The organism is Streptomyces sp. NPDC033136 (genome assembly GCF_055578235.1).
Genome location: NZ_JBVIPD010000006.1, coordinates 179,077 through 196,979 on the forward strand (window position 1 = coordinate 179,077; position 17,903 = coordinate 196,979).

The window sequence follows — 17,903 nt, forward strand, 5'->3', positions numbered from 1 at the left end:
GAGCAACAGTGGCAGGCAAACCGGTCAGGCCCGTGAACGCCATCGACCAGACCCGGCGGATGCTCTCCCTCGTGACGTACTTGAGGGAGCGCCCCGGGGCCCGGGTCGAGGACGTCGCACGCGCCTTCGGCATCACCGAGGACGAGCTGGTCTCCGACCTCGACGTGCTGCCCATGTGCGGCACCAGCTTCCGTGGCGGCGACCTCCTCGACATCGACACCGACGGCGAGCGCATCTGGTGGCACAACCCGGCCGCCCTCGCGGCGGAAGCGGCGGAGCCGCTCAGACTCGCCGCCGACGAGGCCACCGCCCTGCTCGTCGCCGCCCGGGCCGTGGCCACGCTGCCCGGACTGCGCGAGAGCGACCGGCAGGCGCTGCTGCGGGCGACGGCCAAGGTGGAGACCGCGGCCGGAGAGGCCGCCGTCTCCAGCTCACGGCTGTCGGTGACCTTCGAGTCCGAGGGCGGCGTCTTCGCGGACGTCGACCGGGCGATCGCCGAGCGCCGCCGGCTGTGGATCCGCTACTACTCGCCCGCGCGCGACGAGGTCACCGAGCGGGAGATCGACCCCATCCGCCTGGTCAGTGTCGGGCACACGTACGTGGAGGCGTGGTGCCGCCGCTCCGAGGCGCGCCGCACCTTCCGCCTCGACCGGGTCGCCGAGATCAAGATCCTCGACGAGCCGTCGGCGCCGCCCGAGATCGAGCTGCGGGACCTGTCGGAGGCGCTGGTACAGCCCGCGGCCGAGGACCCGGAGGTCGTGGTCGAGGTCGGGCCCGGCGGCCGCTGGGTCGCCGAGTACTACCCGCACGACAGTGCGGATGAGCTGGTGGACGGCGGGCTGCGTATCACTCTGCGGACCCCCGACCCGGCGTCGCTCCGGCGCCTGGCGCTGCGGCTCGGCCGGGACGGCCGGATCGTCTCCCCGCCGGAGCTCGCCGACAGTGCCCGGCAGGCTGCCCGCGAGGCGCTGGCGGCGTACGACGGGATCGAGACGGTCGCGGCGGCCGGCGGGGCGGAGGCCGCCGAGGGAGGCGGGCCGCCCGCGGTGCACGTGGTCGCGGACGGGCCGGCCGGCAGTCGCGCGTGAGCCGCGGATGCCACCGGCGTCGACGGCCCGCTACGGCCGTTCCGCGACACCGGCCGAGGCGCCCCGGAGGCGAACGACCCGAGAATGAGGAGCCAGGGCAATGAGCGAGTCGGTGACGTCCGGCGCGGTGGGCGTGACGGTGGAGTCCGCGTTCGCCGGGATGAGAAGCGTGACTCCGGTGGTGTTCCGGGCGGGCTGCCCGGACTGCCGGGAGCGTTTCGAGCTCACCGCGGGCGCCCTGCGCCTCGCCATCGGCGCCACGAGCCGCACCACGTTCTACTCCTTCACCTGCCCGGAGTGCGGCGCCTCGGTCCGCAAGCCCGCGGGGAAGCGGATCGTGGAGCTGCTCACCGGCGGCGGTGTGCGCACCCTGCGGCTGCACTCCACCGTCTAGTGGGCCGGGGCATCCGGCCCGTCGGGAAGGTCTAGGCTCGCGTCATGTTCTGGCCGATGTTCGCTGTTGCTCTGGGGTTCGTGGGTCTTGCCGTGCTGGCGGTGCTCTCCGCGCGGGTTTTCGTGGAGGCACAGCGCCTGGGCAGGCAGGTCACGGACTCGGCGCGCCGGATCAACCGGGCCGCCGAGGACCTGGAGCGGGCGGCGGAGAGCGCGGCCCGGTCCGTGGACGCCCTGTGAGCTGCCCGGCGGGCGGCTGTGAGTCGCGCTTTGGGGCACTTCGCCCTGTCACCTCAAGGGTTCGGACAGGTACGCTGCTGGTCGCGGCCCGGTTAACGAGGCACTGGCCGCGGAGGGAGTACGCACAGGGGATGCAGAGGGATTGCCTCACGTTTACCCCTGAGCGTTACGATCGCTGTCAGGACGATCGTTCGGACAGGTGTCCGACCGGTCGGACAGCACCCCACCACAGCCGCCTCGGTGAGAAGGTAAAGACTTATGTTCGGAAGGCTCGGCGCCCCCGAGATCATTCTCATCCTCGTCGTCATCATCCTGCTGTTCGGCGCGAAGAAGCTTCCGGACATGGCTCGGTCGCTCGGCAAGTCGGCCCGCATCCTCAAGAGCGAGGCCAAGGCGATGAAGGACGAGAACAAGTCCTCCACGACCCCGGCCGGCCCGCCCAACGACGACGAGCAGCCCTCGCAGCGCACCATCCAGGCCGCCCCCGGCGACGTGACCAGCTCGCGCCCGGTCAACGAGCCGACGGACACGACCAAGCGCTGACGCAGGGCCGGTGACCTCCGGCCCGCCGCACGAGATGGGAACGTGGGTTGCTGAAGTCTGCCCGCAAGAAGGAGACGGATCCCGAGGGGCGGATGCCCCTCGCGGAGCACCTTCGCGAACTCCGCAACCGGCTCGTGAAGAGCCTGCTGGCGATCGTTGTCACCACGATCGTCGCTGCCTTCTTCTACAAGGACATCATCGAGTTCTTCACGAATCCCATCCTTGATGCGGTGGGATGCCAGTACAGCTTCGCCGAACTCGCGAAGGGCACTGAGGAAACCCAGTGCGCGCGGATCGTCCAGAACGGTCTGCTGAGCCCGTTCACCCTCGCTCTCACGGTCTCGCTGTCCTCCGGTGTGGCCCTCGCGGCCCCGGTGTGGCTGTACCAGTTGTGGGCCTTCGTGGCGCCGGGCCTGCACCGGCACGAGAAGAAGTACTCGCTGGCCTTCGTGGCCGCGGGATTCCCGCTGTTCCTTACGGGGGCGTACTTCGCCTACTGGTCGCTGCCCAAGATGGCCTCCGTGATGCTCGAGTTCGCGATCATCGGCAGCGACAACCAGCTTCCCCTTGATGATCTCCTCCAGCTCGTCATGCGGATGATCATCGTCTTCGGGCTCTCCTTCGAGCTGCCGTTGCTGCTGGTCATGCTGAACTTCGGCGGCGTCCTCTCCGGCAAGAAGATCGCCGGCTGGTGGCGGGGCATGATCATGGGCATCACCCTGTTCGCCGCGATCGCCACTCCCAGCACCGACCCGATCTCCATGCTTGCCCTGGCGGGCCCCATCTGGGTGCTGTACTTCGCAGCGAGCGCGATCGCCCTCGCGAACGACAGGCGACGGGCCCGTCGCGACGCGGCAGGACCGGCTGACGACGAGGCCTCCGAGCTTGATCTCGCCCCGGAGGACATCGGCGAGGTCGAAGCCGTGACGACTGCCCCTGCCCTGCCGAAGCAGGCGGACACGACCCGGGATCGTGTGAACGGCTACGACGACGTCACGTAGCCGCGGAAGCCCGGAACGTCCTGATCAACCCCGAACATTCTGATCAAGACGAAGCGACAACGACGAGGTGCCCCCACCCGGCAAGGGCGGGGGCACCTTCGGTTGCCGCGGTCGTCATGGTGATCACCGAGCGGGCCGCGTGTGATCCGGATAATGATCGTCCTGTTGTCAGTGCGGCCCGGTACGCTCGAAAGCACGATGACAGAGGATCTCTCACCGGCCGAGCGGTACGCGGCAGCCCGCAAGCGCGCTGCCGAGCAGGCCACCGCGCTCGCCTCCTTCCGCGAGATGTACGACTTCGGCCTCGACCCCTTCCAGATCGAGGCCTGCCAGGCGCTCGAGGCGGGGAAGGGCGTGCTGGTCGCCGCGCCCACCGGCTCCGGCAAGACGATCGTCGGCGAGTTCGCCGTCCACCTCGCCCTCCAGCAGGGCAAGAAGTGCTTCTACACGACGCCCATCAAGGCGCTGTCGAACCAGAAGTACGCCGACCTGTGCCGCCGCTACGGCACGGACAGGGTGGGCCTGCTCACCGGCGACAACAGCGTCAACTCCGACGCCCCGGTGGTCGTGATGACGACCGAGGTGCTGCGGAACATGCTGTACGCCGGTTCCCAGACCCTCCTCGGCCTCGGCCACGTGGTCATGGACGAGGTCCACTACCTCTCCGACCGGTTCCGGGGCGCCGTATGGGAAGAGGTGATCATCCACCTCCCCGAGTCGGTCACGCTCGTCTCGCTCTCGGCGACCGTGTCGAACGCCGAGGAGTTCGGCGACTGGCTCGACACGGTCCGCGGTGACACCGAGGTGATCGTCTCCGAGCACCGGCCCGTGCCGTTGTTCCAGCACGTGCTGGCCGGGCGGCGGATGTACGACCTGTTCGAGGAGGGCGAGGGCCAGAAGAAGGCCGTCAACCCCGACCTCACGCGCATGGCGCGCATGGAGGCGAGCCGGCCGTCGTACCAGGACCGCCGGCGCGGCCGGTCCCTGCGCGAGGCCGACCGGGAGCGCGAGCGCAGACAGCGGTCCCGGGTGTGGACGCCGAGCCGGCCCGAGGTCATCGAGAGGCTCGACGCCGAGGGCCTGCTGCCCGCCATCACCTTCATCTTCAGCCGCGCCGCCTGCGAGGCCGCCGTCCAGCAGTGCCTGTACGCGGGGCTCAGGCTCAACGACGAGGAGGCACGCGAGCGGGTCCGATCCCTCGTCGAGGAGCGCACGGCGTCCATCCCGCGCGAGGACCTGCACGTCCTCGGCTACTACGAGTGGGTGGAGGGCCTGGAGCGCGGTATCGCCGCCCACCACGCGGGCATGCTGCCGACCTTCAAGGAGGTCGTCGAGGAGCTGTTCGTGCGCGGGCTGGTCAAGGCCGTGTTCGCGACCGAGACCCTCGCGCTCGGCATCAACATGCCGGCCCGTTCGGTGGTGCTTGAGAAACTCGTCAAGTGGAACGGCGAGCAGCACGCGGACATCACCCCGGGCGAGTTCACCCAGCTGACGGGCCGGGCCGGGCGACGCGGCATCGACGTCGAGGGCCACGCCGTGGTGCTCTGGCAGCGCGGCATGAACCCCGAGCACCTGGCAGGCCTGGCCGGCACGCGCACGTACCCGCTGCGGTCCAGCTTCAAGCCCTCGTACAACATGGCGGTCAACCTGGTCGAGCAGTTCGGCCGGCACCGCTCGCGCGAGCTGCTGGAGACGTCCTTCGCGCAGTTCCAGGCGGACAAGTCGGTCGTCGGGATCTCCCGGCAGGTGCAGCGCAACGAGGAGGGCCTGGAGGGCTACAAGGCCTCCATGACCTGTCACCTCGGCGACTTCGAGGAGTACGCGCGCCTGCGCCGCGACCTGAAGGACCGGGAGAACGAGATCGCCCGGCAGGGCGCGGCACAGCGGCGCGCGGAGGCCGCCGTCGCGCTGGAGAAGCTCAAGCCCGGTGACGTCATCCACGTGCCCACCGGCAAGTACGCGGGTCTGGCCCTGGTGCTGGACCCGGGCCTGCCGGCGGGCCGTTCGAACGGCCATCGGGGCTTCGAGCACCACGACGGGCCGCGCCCGCTGGTGCTGACCGCCGAGCGGCAGGTGAAGCGGCTGGCGGCCATCGACTTCCCGGTGCCGGTCGAGCCGCTGGAGCGGATGCGGATCCCGAAGTCCTTCAACCCGCGCTCCCCGCAGTCCCGTCGGGATCTCGCGTCGGCGCTGCGCACCAAGGCCGGGCACATCCCGGCGGACCGGCACCGCAAGCGGCGCTCCCAGGCGGCCGACGACCGCGAGATCGCCCGGCTGCGGACCGCGCTGCGCGCCCACCCCTGCCACGGGTGCAGCGACCGCGAGGACCACGCCCGCTGGGCCGAGCGGTACCACCGGCTGCTGCGGGACACCTCGCAGCTGGAGCGGCGGATCGAGGGCCGCACCAACACGATCGCCCGCACGTTCGACCGCATCGTGGCGCTGCTGACCGAGCTGGACTACCTGCGCGCCGACGAGGTCACCGAGCACGGCAAGCGGCTCGCGCGGCTGTACGGCGAGCTGGACCTGCTCGCCAGCGAGTGCCTGCGCGAGGGCGTCTGGGAGGGGCTCGGACCGGCAGAACTGGCCGGGTGCGTCTCGGCGTTGGTGTACGAGGCGCGCGTCGGGGACGACGCGCTGGCGCCGAAGCTGCCGTCGGGGAAGGCCAAGGCCGCGCTGGGCGAGACGGTGCGGATCTGGGGGCGGCTGGACGCGCTGGAGGAGGAGTTCCGGATCAACCAGACCGAAGGCGTCGGGCAGCGTGAGCCCGATCTCGGCTTCGCCTGGCCCGCGTACATGTGGGCCTCCGGGAAGGGACTCGACGAGGTGCTGCGCGAGGCGGAGATGCCCGCGGGGGACTTCGTGCGGTGGTGCAAGCAGGTCATCGACGTGCTGGGGCAGATCGCGGCGGCGGCGCCCCAGGGGTCTTCCGTGGTGAAGAACGCACGCAAGGCCGTTGACCTGCTGCTGCGGGGAGTCGTCGCCTACTCGTCCGTGGGGTGAGCCCGCGGCGCGGGTGCCGGTCGCCCTCGGTTGCCCGCGCCCCCGCGGCGGAGCCGCAAACGACACGGGCCCGCGCCCCTTGAACGGCGTGGTACCGAAGCCCATTCACCCGTCACGGTGAGTGGGTTTTCGTATACCCGCACGGCCTTACGTACCGTATTCGAACGGTGTCTCAGCGTGTAAACGAGTGAGCCTACTATCCCTTCGCGACCGGTTTCCGGCAGTTGCTGAACATGACCCGGCGATGATCCGGTCGGACTAAGCTCGCCCGCAGCGCGCCGGCTTGAGATGAATTCGGTCGTTTGTTCCCCAATGTGCGGAAGACCTAGACAGTTTCATGACATACCCCCCGGCAAGTCCCCGCGAACCTCAGTCGACTCCTGTCAGAAGGCACACATGGTGAGTGTTCAATCCCCTCCAGGTCGCCGTGAACTCCCCTACACGCGCGTGCTGTTGATGCCGGCCATAGTGATGGCCGCCGCGACCGGAGCCGCCGTCGCCCTGGTGGCGGCGCCGGCCCGGCTCGCCGTCGGCTGGTGCGGTGGCATCGCCACAGCGCTGGTGATCGCGACGGCGGCCGAGGCGGTGCGCCGCGGCCGAGCCCTGCGGAACCAGCGTGCCGAGCACGCCCGTCAGACGGCGCGTCTGGAGCAGCGGATCGCCGCCCACGAGAACGAACTGGTCCGCTTCTCGCGGGAGATCGTCCCCGCCGCACTCGACCTGCTGCGCACCGGAGAATCCCCCCGGGAGGTGATTCGCAAGCTCGGCCTCGCCAACCCCGAGTACCGCGACCTCCCCGCGCCGCAGGCCGAGACGCTGCTGACGGTCCTCAGGATCGTCGACCGCGAAGTGACGATGCGTGACGCCTCCGCCCGCTCCTTCGTCAGTGTCGCCCGCCGCGTCCAGGCGATCATCCACCAGCAGGCCGAGGAACTTAGGGAGATGGAGGAGGACCACGGCCGCAACCCCGAGGTCTTCGACGACCTGCTGCGCATCGACCACGGCAACGCTCTGATCGGCCGCCTCGCCGACTCCGTCTCCGTCCTCGGCGGCGGCCGCCCCGGGCGGCAGTGGCCCGCACCGGTGTCCCTCTACAGCACGCTGCGCGGCGCCATGTCCCGCATCCTGGAGTACCGGCGTATCCAGCTGTCCTCCATCGCCAAGGTCAGCGTCAAGGGCATCTACGTCGAGCCGGTCATCCACGCCGCCGCCGAACTCCTCGACAACGCCACGCGCTACTCCCCGCCGCAGACGAAGGTGCACGTCACCGCCACCGAGGTGCAGACCGGTGTGTGCATCGAGATCGAGGACGGCGGTGTCAACCTCAACGAGGAGGCGCGGGCCCGGATCGAGGGCATGCTCGAGGCCGCCAAGGCGGGCCTCGACCTGCAGGACATCGGCGAGCACCCGCGCCTGGGCCTGGCCGTTGTGGGCCGCCTCTGCACGGCGTACAACATGCAGGTCTCGCTGCGCGCCTCCGCGTACGGCGGCGTCCGCGCCATCCTCATCGTGCCGAGCGAGATGATCACCCACGAGCCCGGGGTCGGACTCGCCCACGGCATCGGCGCCACCGGCATCCCCATGACGGTCGGCATCCCCGAGGGGCCGAAGCGCACACCCAAGAAGCGACGCCCCACCAGCCCGAAGATCCCCGCCACGGTCTCCCTGGAGGACGACGACGTCCCCGAGGTCACCGAGTGGACCGCGAACGGCCTGCCGCAGCGCCGCAGCAGGGTGAAGATGCCGCTCGCCGAGCGACTGGCCCAGCAGGCCGCCAACGAGAAGGCCGACCGGGAGGCCGCCGAACGGGGCGAGTACAACCCATGGGCGGCGACGCAGGAGCCCGAGACCAAGCCTCTGCGTGACATGTCGGCGCCCGACGCCCCCGGCAAGGGTCTCGAGGCCTTCTGGGAGGGGCTCAAGCAGGGCATCGAGCCCGGCACTCACCCGACCGACTTCATCAGGAACCCGACCAAGTACCTGCACCTGCTCAACGACCCGGCTCCCACAGAGGCCGATGACGAGGGGGACCTCAAGTGATCCAGCAGCGAGGCAACTTCGACTGGATGCTCAAGCAACTCGCCGACGGCGTGCCGGGCATCGAGATGATCGTGGTGCTCTCGGCCGACGGTCTGCGCATCGCCCGCTACGGCGGCGAGCCCGACGCGGCCGACCGGGTCGCCGCGGCCTGCGCAGGGCTGCAGTCCCTCGCGGGCAGCGTCTGCCAGGAACTCACCGTCGGTGACGGCGAGATGAAGCTCGTCATGATCGAAATCGACCGCGGCTACTTCTACCTGATGAGCGCCGGAGCCAACGCCTTCCTCGCCGTGCTCTCCGACGTGCGGTGCGAACCCGGCCGGATGAGCGCGATGATGCGCGACCTGGTCGTCCGGATCGGCGGCCACCTCACCAGTCCGCCCCGGCGGAACGGGCAGATCGTATGACGCCTCCCCAACGCCAGAGGCGCGACCTCGCCCCGGAACCGCCCACGCCCAAGGACGGCGAGGGCAAACCCGGTAACCCGGAGCGGATGTACGTGGTGGCCGGCCCGGACGGTGAACGGGCCGAGCTCGACCTGGTGACGTTAATCGTGGCGCGTGCCACGGACCCGCCGCCCTCTGCCTCTCCCGAGCAGGCGGCGCTGCTCCGACTCTGCGCCGCCCCCCTGTCCGTGGCCGAGCTGTCGGCCTACCTCCACCTGCCGTTCAGCGCGATGGGCGTGCTGCTCACCGAGTTGCTGACGGCGCAACTGGTGCAGGCGCGTGCCCCGATCGTCCGCAAGGCGCGCACCGACCGTTCCCTCCTCGAAGCGGTGATGAATGGACTTCAACGGCTCTGACACCATCCCGGGCCCCCGGGCCGAGGACCAGCTGCCCCACACGGCGCAGGCCGCGGCCAAGATCGTGATCGTGGGTGGCTTCGGCGTCGGCAAGACGACCATGGTCGGCTCGGTCAGCGAGATCACACCGCTGACCACCGAGGAGACCATGACGCAGGCCGGCATCGGTGTCGACGACAACTTCGGCTCCGCGTCCAAGACGGCCACCACGGTGGCGATGGACTTCGGCCGGATCAGCATCACCGAGCAGCTCGTGCTGTACCTCTTCGGGACACCCGGCCAGCAGCGCTTCTGGTTCCTGTGGAACGGCCTGTTCGAGGGCGCGCTCGGCGCGGTGGTGCTGGTCGACACCCGGCGGCTGGAGGTCAGCTTCGACGTCATGGGGCGCTTGGAGGAGCGCGGCGTGCCGTTCGTCGTCGCCATCAACTCCTTTCCCGACGCCCCGCGTTACGCCGTCGAGGAGCTGCGCACGGCCCTCGATCTCACGCCGGACATCCCGATCATCGAGTGCGACGCGCGGCGGCGGGCCTCCAGCCGCGACGTCCTGATGACCCTCATGCGCTTCCTGCACTCGCTGGCCATGACGGGCTCTCGCGGCTGAACCGATGCCCGCACTCGCCCCACCTGCCCCGCCAGCCCCACCTTCCCCTCATACGCATGGATTTACCTCATTTTCGGAGCGACCACTGTGACGCCTGAATCCCACGCCCCGGCCGGTACGGACGCCTTCCCCACCGGCCCGCCCCCCGGCTGCCCCGCGCACGGCCTCGGGCCCGGGAAACTGCACCGGCTGCACGAGTCGGAGGACCTTGGAGCGCTGTACGAGCAACTGCGGGAGGAACACGGCCCCGTGGCGCCGGTACTGCTCCACGACGACGTGCCGATGTGGATCGTGCTCGGCCACGGCGAGAACCTGCACATGGTGCGCTCGCCCTCGCAGTTCTGCCGGGACAGCCGTATCTGGACCCCGCTCAGGGAGGGCCTCGTCAAGCCCGACCACCCGCTCATGCCGCACATCGCCTGGCAGCCCATCGCCTCGCACGCCGAGGGCGACGAGCACAAGCGGTTGCGCGGTGCGGTCATGGGCGCCATCTCGACCATCGACTTCCGCAGTCTGCGCCGCTACATCAACCGCAGTACGCAGGCGATCGTCAACCGGTTCTGCGAGGTGGGCGAGGCCGACCTCGTCGGTCAGTTCACCGAGCACCTGCCGATGGCGGTGATGTGCGAGATCCTCGGCATGCCGGACGAGTACAACGAGCGGATCGTCGAAGCCGCCCGTGACGCGCTCAAGGGCACCGACACCGCGATCGACAGCCACGCCTACGTGATGGAGGCCCTGAGCCGGCTCACCGTCAGGCGCCGCGCCCAGCCGGAGGAGGATCTCGCCAGCTATCTGATCACACACCCGGCCCGGCTGAGTGACGACGAGGTCCGGGAGCACCTGCGCCTGGTACTCTTCGCGGCCTACGAGGCCACCACCAACCTGCTGTCGAACGTGCTGCTCACGGTGCTGATCGACCCGCGCTTCCGGGCTCAGCTCAACGGTGGCCAGATGACCGTGCCGGAGGCGGTGGAGCAGTCCCTGTGGAACGAGCCGCCGTTCAGCACGGTCTTCGCCTACTTCGCCAAGCAGGAGACCGAGCTGGGCGGGCAGCGCATCCGCCGGGGCGACGGGCTTCTGTTCGCCCCGCTTCCGGCCAACGTCGATCCGCGGGTGCGGCCGGACCTGAAGGCCAGCATGCAGGGCAACCGGTCTCACCTCGCGTTCGGCGGCGGCCCACACGAGTGCCCCGGGCAGGACATCGGCCGTTCCATCGCCGACGTCGGCGTCGACGCGCTGCTGATGCGGCTGCCGGACGTGGAACTCGACTGCGACGAGGAGGAACTGCGCTGGACGGCGTCCATCGCCTCCCGGCACCTGGTGGAACTGCCGGTGCAGTTCTCGCCCAAGCCGCCGCAGGACGTGTCGGAGCAGCCGAACCACAAGGCCGTCCCCGCCCAGCGCTCCGACTGGCAGATCGGCAGCGCGCAGACGCAGCCCGCGCCGCCCCCCGCGCAACCGCAGCCGCAGCCGCAGCCGCAACCCCGACCGCCGGCGCAACCTCAGCCTCAGCCGGTCCCCCCGCAGCCGGCGGCGCAGGAGCCGGTCCGCCGCAACGGCGTCTGGCGGCGCTTCCTGAGCTGGTGGCGCGGCTACTGACCGTCCGACGGGCCGTCGGACGTCCCGGCGGCCCACCCGTCGTGGGACTCCCAGGCCGCGAGCGCGCGGCGGCTGCGGAACCGGTGCTCCGCGCCCGTGACCGGGTCGGTGAACTCCAGGGCGCGTGCCAGCAGTTGGAGCGGACGCCGGAAGTCACCGGCCGGTACGGGGCCGGTCACGTCGGGGTAGAGCGGGTCGCCGAGGATCGGTACGCCCAGTGCGGTCAGGTGCACCCGCAGCTGGTGCGTCTGCCCGGTGCTCGGGACCAGCCGGTACCGGGCGAGTCCGCCGGGCCCGTCCGGGCGGTGCTCGATCAGCTCCACGCGGCTGACGGCGTTGGGCTCGCCCGGTACCTCCCGGGCGGTGAGCACCCCGCGCTCCTTCACGATGCGGCTGCGTACGGTCCGCGGGAGGACGAGGGCGGGGTCGTACGGAGCCACGGCCTCGTACTCCTTGTGCACGCGCCGGTCCCGGAACAGTGTCTGGTACGCGCCGCGTTCCTCGGGACGCACGGTGAACAGCACGAGCCCGGCGGTGAGCCGGTCCAGGCGGTGCGCGGCACTGAGCGCGGGGATGCCGAGATCCCGGCGCAGCCGGGCCAGCGCGGTCTCGGCGACATGGCCGCCGCGCGGGGTGGTGGCGAGGAAGTGCGGCTTGTCGGCGACGACGAGGTGCTCGTCCCGGTGCACGACCTCCAGCGGGAAGGGCACCGGCACCTCGTCGGGCAGTTCGCGGTGGAACCACACGAACATCCCGGGCACATAGGGCGCGTCCGCCGCGACGGGCCGTCCGTCCGCCCCGACGATCAGCCCCCCGTCGAACATGCCGTCGACGACTCCGTCTCCCGCCCCGGTGAGCCGCTCGATAAGGTGCTCACGCACGGTGGCCCAGGCCCCCGCGGCGGGCAGCCGTACCCGCACCGGGTCGACGCCATGGCGCTGGGGCAGGGGAGAGGGCGGCGTGCGGGTCTTGCGTCTCATCGCGGTTCAGCCTACGAGGCCGGTGGACGGTGGTGGAAAACCGCTGGGCCCGGCCGGCGCCTCCTTGCCAGGATGCGGGCATGCCGTTCCTCATCAGCCCGGTACTGACCGCCGGGGCCCTCGCCCACCGTCCGCAGCCCATCGTCCCGGCCGGCGACGGACTTCTCCTGCGCCCTTGGCGGGCCGGGGACGCGCCCGCGGTGTACGAGGTCTTCCAGGACCCCCTGATGCACCAGTGGCACGCCAGGGCCGCCGACTCCGAGGAGGAGGTCACCGGCTGGATCGGCGAGTGGTGCCAAGCGTGGAAGGAGGAGCGGGAGGCGCAGTGGGCCGTCGTCGACGCGGACTCGGACGCGTTGTTGGGGCGGGTGGCGCTGCGCGAGATACGGCTCGACGACGCGACGGCGGAGGTGGCGTACTGGACCGCCCCTGCGGCACGGGGCCGGGGCGTCGCCGCCCGGGCCGCGACCGCGCTGGCCCGCTGGGCCTTCGACGAGGTCGGCCTCCACCGGCTGGAGCTCCTGCACGCCGTCCGCAACGAGGCGTCCTGCCGCGTCGCCACGAGGACGGGCTTCGCCCTGGAAGGCACCAAGCGCAGCGCGATCCTGCAGCCGGACGGCTGGCACGACATGCATCTGCACGCGTGGGTGCGGGGCGACTGAGGAGGGCCCACACCCTTCAGGCCGCCGACGCGCCCTCCTGCTCCGTCTCGATGCGGGCGTTCCACTCCCGCTTCGACGCCTGCCAGCCGTCCTCGTCGTGGCCGCGGCGCCAGTAGCCGGAGATCGAGAGGTCCTCGCGTGCGACGTTGCGCTCGACCCGGAGCAGATGGCGCAGCTCCTTCACGAAGTGCGCCTCGCCGTGCACGAAGGCGTGGACGTGGCCCTCGGGGAAGTCCAGGTTCCGCACGGCCTCCACCAAGGCCTCGCCCGGGCGCCGGGCGCCGCGGTGCAGCCAGACGACCTCGACCTCCGAGTCGATCTTCTGCTCCTCATCGGGCCCGGAGACCTCTACGAAGGCGTACGCCCGGGCCCCGCGCGGCAGGGACTCCAGGGCGCAGGCGATCGCGGGCAGCGCGCTCTCGTCGCCGGCGAGCAGGTGCCAGTCGGCGCCGTGGTCGGGCGCGTACGCCCCGCCGGGGCCCATGAACCGCACGGCCTCGCCCGGCTGAACCTGCGAGGCCCAGGGCCCGGCCAGGCCCTCGTCGCCGTGGATCACGAAGTCCAGCGTCAGCTCGCGGTGTTCGGCGTCCCAGTGGCGCACCGTGTACGTCCTGGTCACCGGCCACTGTTCGCGCGGCAGCTCATCGCGGACGCGCTGCAGGTCGAAGGGTTCCGGATAGGTCACGCCCCGGGGCGGGAACAGCAGCTTCACATAGTGATCGGTGCACGTGCCCGCCGCGAAGTCGGCGAGGCCCTCGCCGCCGAGCACCACACGCTGCATGTGCGGGGTCAGTCGCTCGGTTCGGACGACCTGCGCGGAGTGGAGCCTGCGCGGCTGGCGTCCCGGTCGCTCTGCCATGAGGACCTCCCTGTCTCACATAGTTAGGGTTACCTAAGTTAGCACCTCGCCCCCGCTTCACACCTCTCGGACGAGAGGTACTTGACGGCCGGCCGTCCCAGGAGGGTCGCCGGCCCGCGTTCCGTCACGCCGAGAGCGTCGCCAGCAGGCGCTCCAGTGACCCGCCCAGCCCCCAGCGGGACGCCAGTTCCTTCAGTGCCGCCGGGTCGCGCGGGCTCCGTGGCAGCGCTGTGGTGACGTCGGGCAGCGGCACGTCGTCCGCGACCCGGACCACCTTCGGCGCGACCGCCAGGTACGGGCGCGCCTCGTCCAGCCGCCTGCGCTGCGTCGGCGTCAGCTTCGACCGCCGGTCCTCGACCGCCGCCAGGATCCCGGCCAGGTCCCCGAACTCGGCCAGCAGCTTGGCGGCCGTCTTCTCGCCGATACCCGGCACGCCCGGCAGGCCGTCGCTGGGGTCGCCGCGCAGTAGAGCCAGATCCGCGTACCCGCTCCCGTCGACCCCATACTTCGCACGCAGCACCGCCTCATCGGTGTGCTGCAGCGTGCCCACGCCCTTCAGCGGGTACAGCACGCGCACCCCGCGCGCGTCGTCCACCAGCTGGTACAGGTCGCGGTCGCCCGTGACGATGTCGACCGGGCCCGTCGCCCGTGCCGTGAACGTGCCGATCACGTCGTCCGCCTCGTACCCCGCGACGCCCACGCGGGCGATGCCCACCGCGTCCAGCACCGCCTCGATGACCGGCACCTGCGGCGACAGCGTGTCGGGCACCTCCTCCTCGTCCGGCCCGGCCGCGTGCTCCTCGGCGACGCGGTGCGCCTTGTACGAGGGGATCAGCTCCACCCGCCAGTGCGGCCGCCAGTCGGCGTCCATGCAGGCCACGAGCTGGTCGGGCCGGTGGTCCTTGACCAGGCGGTCGATGAAGTCGAGCAACCCGCGCACGGCGTTCACCGGCGTGCCGTCCGGGGCCCTGACCGAGTCCGGGACGCCGAAATAGGCGCGGAAGTACAGGGAGGCGGTGTCGAGGAGCATCAGTCGTCCGGTCACGCCACGCATCATGCCGTACGCCACCGACAGCACTCGCGGCTGCACGACGCGTCGCACTGTGCGCGTCCCGCGACGAAGAAGTACGGCGAGCAGCTGGACGACCTCGGCACCTGGTACACCGTCAAGGGCAGGATCATCGGCATCGAGCCGGGCACCGGTGAGGTGGACCTGCTGAAGAGGACGAGCTCGGCAGCCTGGAGAGCGAGATCAAGGACCGTGGACAGGACCACGAGGAAGAGGCCGTCGCCGCGTGGCTGAAGCGGCACTCGGACATGGTGGACCGGATGACCCCGCAGTAGGGTTCGGGGGTGGGACGCGCGACACGCCGCGTCCCGCCCCGCACCCGGTCCCACGAACGGGATCCGGACAACCACAGAGCGCTACGCCACCCCCCGAACCCCCTCTCCCTCCCTGTTCCTGCCCCGGGAGGAATCCCCGCCCCGGCCCCTTGGACGGCGGATCCCCTGGCGCGAACTGTGAGGTCGCGCGTCACCCCGTATGACGTCGATGTGACGGCCGCATGAAACGGTTTGCCGAACATGCGTAGGGTGCAGACAACTCAACACAAGCGGTGCGCCGGTACACCGGCACACGAGGAGCGGATCGACGGGCGAAGGAGGGAGCCGGAGCGATGGGCGACCACAAAGAGCAGCCCCTGCGGGTGGGCGCGGCCGTGCGCCGGCGGCGCCGCGCCCTGGAGCTCACCCTCGCCGTCGTGGCCGAGCGCAGCGGCCTGTCGGTCCCGTTCCTGAGCCAGGTCGAGAACGACCGGGCGCGGCCCAGCACCAGCTCCCTGGAGAAGGTCGCCGACGCCCTGCGCACCACCGCCGTGGAGCTCCTCGCCGCGGCCGACCCGGCATGCAGCGTGGACGTCGTTCGCGACGACGGCATCGAGCCGCTGCCCCGGCCCCGGGCCCGCTCCCTGGTGCGCGGCCACCACCAGATGCACGCCTCCGAGTTCACCGGCGACCATGACGCGGGCCGTGAACTGCAGTACCGCAACGACCAGTTGATGTACGTCGCCGACGGCGCGGCGGAGGTCGAGGCGGAGGGCCGTGCCTACCGCCTGGGCCGCGGCGACACCCTGTACCTCACCGGCGGTGTGCGGCACCGCTGGCGGGCGACGGAGTCGGACACCCGGGTGATCGTCGTCGCCGTGGCGGAGCACATCGAGGCGGTCCGGGACCGGCCGCGCCGGTGAGGGTCGTCTCGCTGGTCCCCTCGCTGACGGAGGCCGTGGCCCTGTCCGCGCCGCCCGGAACGGTCGTCGGCGCCACCGACTGGTGCACGCGTCCGCCGCTGCCGGACGTCGTACGCGTCGGCGGCACCAAGAACCCGAAGACCGACCGGATCCTCTCCCTCGCCCCCGACCTGGTGATCGCCAACGAGGAGGAGAACCGCGGGCCCGATCTCGCGGCCCTCCGGGAGGCGGGCACCGAGGTCCTGGTGACGGAGATCCGCGAGGTGCCGCAGGCCTTCCGGGAACTGGCCCGGGTACTGGACGCCTGCGGGGTGACGGCCCGCCCGCGCTGGCTGGACGAGGCGGAGCGGACCTGGTCGTCCCTGCCGCCGCCGTCCCCCCGGCTGAGGGCGGTCGTGCCGATCTGGCGCCGTCCCTGGATGGTCCTGGGCCGCGACACCTTCGCGGGCGCCGTCCTGGCCCGCCTCGGCGTCGACCTCGTGCACGCGGCGCACCCCGACCGCTACCCTCGCGTCCCGCTGGAGGAACTCCGCGCGTGCGCACCGGATCTGGTGGTCCTCCCGGACGAGCCGTACCGGTTCACCGCCGACGACGGTCCCGAAGCCTTCCCCGGCCTCCCCTGCGCGCTCGTCAGCGGACGGCACCTGACCTGGTACGGACCGTCGCTGACCGAGGCGCCGCGGGTGCTGGGCCTGGCCCTGCGAGCGGCTCGCCCCTGACCAGCCCGCGCACGGTGCCCGCGACCGCGGTGCCCCGAGCGAGGACCAGCACCCCGAGGAGCAGGACGAGGGACGCAGCCCAGACACGCGAGAGGCTGGGCTGAGATGACCATGACTCAGCGGTGAGGCAGGGGAAGGCGCACCACCAGGGACTTTGCCCCGATGGCGGCATAAGCTGGGTTTATGAGCAACGCGGAGGAGCAGGGCGGTCCGACGGTCGCCGGGTCCCTGGCGCACCGGGTCCCGGACCTCGGTGCCCTGGAGTTGCTGCTGGCGGTGGCGCGGCTCGGCAGCCTGGGCGGGGCGGCGCGCGAGCTGGGCATCACCCAGCCCGCGGCCAGCAGCCGGATCCGGTCGATGGAGCGGCAGCTGGGTGTGGCGCTGGTCGACCGTTCGCCCCGCGGATCCCGGCTCACCGACGCCGGGGCACTGGTGACGGACTGGGCGCGGCGCATCGTGGAGGCGGCGGAGGCGTTCGACGTGGGGGCGCAGGCGCTGCGCGACCGGCGTGACTCGCGGTTGCGGGTGGCGGCGAGCATGACGATCGCCGAGTATCTGCTGCCGGGGTGGCTGCTGGCGCTGCGCGCCCAGCGACCCGACACGGCGGTGTCGCTGCACGCCGGGAACTCGACGGTGGTGGCGGAGCGGCTGCTGTCGGACGAGGCGGACCTGGGCTTCGTGGAGGGGCTGTCGGTGCCGCCCGGGCTCGACTCGACGGTGATCGCCCACGACCGGCTGATCGTGGTGACCGCGCCGGGGCACGCGTGGGCCCGGCGGCGGAGGTCGCTGGCCGCTCGGGAACTGGCGTCGACGCCGTTGATCCTGCGCGAGAAGGGTTCGGGTACGCGTCAGGTCCTGGACGCGGCGCTCGGCGGACTGGCCCGGCCGCTGATCGAGTTGTCCTCGACTACGGCGGTGAAGGCTGCGGCGGTGAGCGGGGCCGGTCCGGCGGTGCTGAGTGAACTGGCAGTGGGGGAGGAGCTTGCGATGCGGCGGCTGGTACGGGTGCCGGTGGAGGGGGTGGCCCTGGCACGGGATCTGCGGGCGGTGTGGCCCACGGGACACCGCCCCACCGGACCGGCGCGGGACCTGCTGTCGCTGACACGGGGGTAGCCTTTCGCGGCCCG

19 protein-coding genes are annotated in these 17,903 nt (G+C 71.4%); 15 read left to right on the top strand and 4 right to left on the bottom strand.

Annotated features, from left to right (window positions below; translation table 11 throughout):
- Positions 1 to 8: 8 nt before the first annotated feature.
- From ACZ5TL_RS13665 to ACZ5TL_RS13715, 11 genes are all read left to right on the top strand, one after another.
- Positions 9 to 1,088: a helix-turn-helix transcriptional regulator gene (locus ACZ5TL_RS13665; protein ID WP_468589744.1), complete on the top strand. Its 1,080-nt coding sequence runs from the start codon at positions 9 to 11 to the stop codon at positions 1,086 to 1,088.
- A 100-nt stretch (positions 1,089 to 1,188) separates the two neighbouring features.
- Complete coding sequence (locus ACZ5TL_RS13670; RefSeq protein WP_468589746.1) at positions 1,189 to 1,482, top strand: hypothetical protein; 294 nt, start codon at positions 1,189 to 1,191, stop codon at positions 1,480 to 1,482.
- A 44-nt stretch (positions 1,483 to 1,526) separates the two neighbouring features.
- A complete protein-coding gene (locus tag ACZ5TL_RS13675) occupies positions 1,527 to 1,721 on the top strand; it encodes a hypothetical protein (protein WP_468589747.1) in 195 nt (64 codons plus the stop codon).
- A 258-nt stretch (positions 1,722 to 1,979) separates the two neighbouring features.
- Entirely contained in the window at positions 1,980 to 2,264 is a 285-nt protein-coding gene (gene tatA / locus ACZ5TL_RS13680; protein WP_184981949.1) for a Sec-independent protein translocase subunit TatA, read from the top strand.
- 47 nt (positions 2,265 to 2,311) lie between these two features.
- Entirely contained in the window at positions 2,312 to 3,265 is a 954-nt protein-coding gene (gene tatC, locus ACZ5TL_RS13685; protein WP_468589748.1) for a twin-arginine translocase subunit TatC, read from the top strand.
- Positions 3,266 to 3,418: 153 nt separating this feature from the next.
- Complete coding sequence (locus ACZ5TL_RS13690) at positions 3,419 to 6,268, top strand: DEAD/DEAH box helicase (RefSeq protein ID WP_468589749.1); 2,850 nt, start codon at positions 3,419 to 3,421, stop codon at positions 6,266 to 6,268.
- Positions 6,269 to 6,664: 396 nt separating this feature from the next.
- Positions 6,665 to 8,308 (top strand): sensor histidine kinase, encoded by a 1,644-nt coding sequence (locus tag ACZ5TL_RS13695; protein ID WP_468589750.1) that lies wholly within the window; start codon positions 6,665 to 6,667, stop codon positions 8,306 to 8,308.
- Complete coding sequence (locus tag ACZ5TL_RS13700; RefSeq protein WP_031141974.1) at positions 8,305 to 8,712, top strand: roadblock/LC7 domain-containing protein; 408 nt, start codon at positions 8,305 to 8,307, stop codon at positions 8,710 to 8,712. Before ACZ5TL_RS13695 ends, ACZ5TL_RS13700 begins: the two co-directional genes overlap by 4 nt.
- Complete coding sequence (locus ACZ5TL_RS13705) at positions 8,709 to 9,107, top strand: DUF742 domain-containing protein (protein ID WP_468589752.1); 399 nt, start codon at positions 8,709 to 8,711, stop codon at positions 9,105 to 9,107. The genes ACZ5TL_RS13700 and ACZ5TL_RS13705 overlap by 4 nt, the downstream gene beginning before the upstream one ends.
- Entirely contained in the window at positions 9,088 to 9,708 is a 621-nt protein-coding gene (locus ACZ5TL_RS13710) for a GTP-binding protein (protein WP_468589754.1), read from the top strand. The genes ACZ5TL_RS13705 and ACZ5TL_RS13710 overlap by 20 nt, the downstream gene beginning before the upstream one ends.
- An 87-nt stretch (positions 9,709 to 9,795) precedes the next feature.
- On the top strand, positions 9,796 to 11,310 hold the full coding sequence (locus ACZ5TL_RS13715; protein WP_468589755.1) for a cytochrome P450: 1,515 nt from the start codon (positions 9,796 to 9,798) through the stop codon (positions 11,308 to 11,310).
- Here ACZ5TL_RS13715 and ACZ5TL_RS13720 read toward each other — a convergent pair.
- Positions 11,304 to 12,290 carry an RluA family pseudouridine synthase gene (locus ACZ5TL_RS13720; protein ID WP_468589757.1) on the bottom strand — a complete coding sequence of 329 codons (987 nt, stop codon included), beginning with the start codon at positions 12,288 to 12,290 and terminating at the stop codon, positions 11,304 to 11,306. The genes ACZ5TL_RS13715 and ACZ5TL_RS13720 overlap by 7 nt on opposite strands.
- An 80-nt stretch (positions 12,291 to 12,370) precedes the next feature.
- On the opposite strand from ACZ5TL_RS13720, the gene ACZ5TL_RS13725 reads away from it, so the two are divergent.
- Positions 12,371 to 12,952, top strand: a complete 582-nt coding sequence (locus ACZ5TL_RS13725) for a GNAT family N-acetyltransferase (protein ID WP_468589759.1) — start codon at positions 12,371 to 12,373, stop codon at positions 12,950 to 12,952.
- Positions 12,953 to 12,968: 16 nt separating this feature from the next.
- Here the strand turns inward: ACZ5TL_RS13725 and ACZ5TL_RS13730 are convergent, their stop codons facing one another.
- The 3 genes from ACZ5TL_RS13730 to ACZ5TL_RS13740 form a co-directional block, all read right to left on the bottom strand.
- The gene (locus ACZ5TL_RS13730) at positions 12,969 to 13,811 is read right to left on the bottom strand and encodes a siderophore-interacting protein (protein ID WP_468589760.1); all 843 of its coding nucleotides are present in this window, start codon (positions 13,809 to 13,811) and stop codon (positions 12,969 to 12,971) included.
- Positions 13,812 to 13,935: 124 nt separating this feature from the next.
- Positions 13,936 to 14,865 (bottom strand): 5'-3' exonuclease, encoded by a 930-nt coding sequence (locus ACZ5TL_RS13735; RefSeq protein ID WP_468590031.1) that lies wholly within the window; start codon positions 14,863 to 14,865, stop codon positions 13,936 to 13,938.
- On the bottom strand, positions 14,865 to 15,122 hold the full coding sequence (locus ACZ5TL_RS13740; protein ID WP_468589762.1) for a hypothetical protein: 258 nt from the start codon (positions 15,120 to 15,122) through the stop codon (positions 14,865 to 14,867). The genes ACZ5TL_RS13735 and ACZ5TL_RS13740 overlap by 1 nt, the downstream gene beginning before the upstream one ends.
- 365 nt (positions 15,123 to 15,487) lie before the next feature.
- Between ACZ5TL_RS13740 and ACZ5TL_RS13745 the strand changes: the two genes are divergently transcribed.
- From ACZ5TL_RS13745 to ACZ5TL_RS13755, 3 genes are all read left to right on the top strand, one after another.
- Entirely contained in the window at positions 15,488 to 16,057 is a 570-nt protein-coding gene (locus ACZ5TL_RS13745) for a helix-turn-helix domain-containing protein (protein ID WP_468589763.1), read from the top strand.
- A complete protein-coding gene (locus ACZ5TL_RS13750) occupies positions 16,054 to 16,776 on the top strand; it encodes a helical backbone metal receptor (RefSeq protein ID WP_468589765.1) in 723 nt (240 codons plus the stop codon). The genes ACZ5TL_RS13745 and ACZ5TL_RS13750 overlap by 4 nt, the downstream gene beginning before the upstream one ends.
- 183 nt (positions 16,777 to 16,959) lie before the next feature.
- Positions 16,960 to 17,889 carry a LysR family transcriptional regulator gene (locus tag ACZ5TL_RS13755; protein WP_468589766.1) on the top strand — a complete coding sequence of 310 codons (930 nt, stop codon included), beginning with the start codon at positions 16,960 to 16,962 and terminating at the stop codon, positions 17,887 to 17,889.
- Positions 17,890 to 17,903 lie beyond the last annotated feature (14 nt).

Coding starts and splice junctions, on each gene's coding strand:
- ACZ5TL_RS13755 (WP_468589766.1), top strand. CDS start 16,960: ATGAGCAACGCGGAGGAGCAGGGCGGTCCGACGGTCGCCGGGTCCCTG.
- ACZ5TL_RS13725 (WP_468589759.1), top strand. CDS start 12,371: ATGCCGTTCCTCATCAGCCCGGTACTGACCGCCGGGGCCCTCGCCCAC.
- ACZ5TL_RS13670 (WP_468589746.1), top strand. CDS start 1,189: ATGAGCGAGTCGGTGACGTCCGGCGCGGTGGGCGTGACGGTGGAGTCC.
- ACZ5TL_RS13710 (WP_468589754.1), top strand. CDS start 9,088: ATGGACTTCAACGGCTCTGACACCATCCCGGGCCCCCGGGCCGAGGAC.
- ACZ5TL_RS13705 (WP_468589752.1), top strand. CDS start 8,709: ATGACGCCTCCCCAACGCCAGAGGCGCGACCTCGCCCCGGAACCGCCC.
- tatA (WP_184981949.1), top strand. CDS start 1,980: ATGTTCGGAAGGCTCGGCGCCCCCGAGATCATTCTCATCCTCGTCGTC.
- ACZ5TL_RS13675 (WP_468589747.1), top strand. CDS start 1,527: ATGTTCTGGCCGATGTTCGCTGTTGCTCTGGGGTTCGTGGGTCTTGCC.
- ACZ5TL_RS13730 (WP_468589760.1), bottom strand. CDS start 13,811: ATGGCAGAGCGACCGGGACGCCAGCCGCGCAGGCTCCACTCCGCGCAG.
- ACZ5TL_RS13720 (WP_468589757.1), bottom strand. CDS start 12,290: ATGAGACGCAAGACCCGCACGCCGCCCTCTCCCCTGCCCCAGCGCCAT.
- ACZ5TL_RS13690 (WP_468589749.1), top strand. CDS start 3,419: ATGATCGTCCTGTTGTCAGTGCGGCCCGGTACGCTCGAAAGCACGATG.
- ACZ5TL_RS13735 (WP_468590031.1), bottom strand. CDS start 14,865: ATGCGTGGCGTGACCGGACGACTGATGCTCCTCGACACCGCCTCCCTG.
- ACZ5TL_RS13745 (WP_468589763.1), top strand. CDS start 15,488: ATGGGCGACCACAAAGAGCAGCCCCTGCGGGTGGGCGCGGCCGTGCGC.
- ACZ5TL_RS13695 (WP_468589750.1), top strand. CDS start 6,665: ATGGTGAGTGTTCAATCCCCTCCAGGTCGCCGTGAACTCCCCTACACG.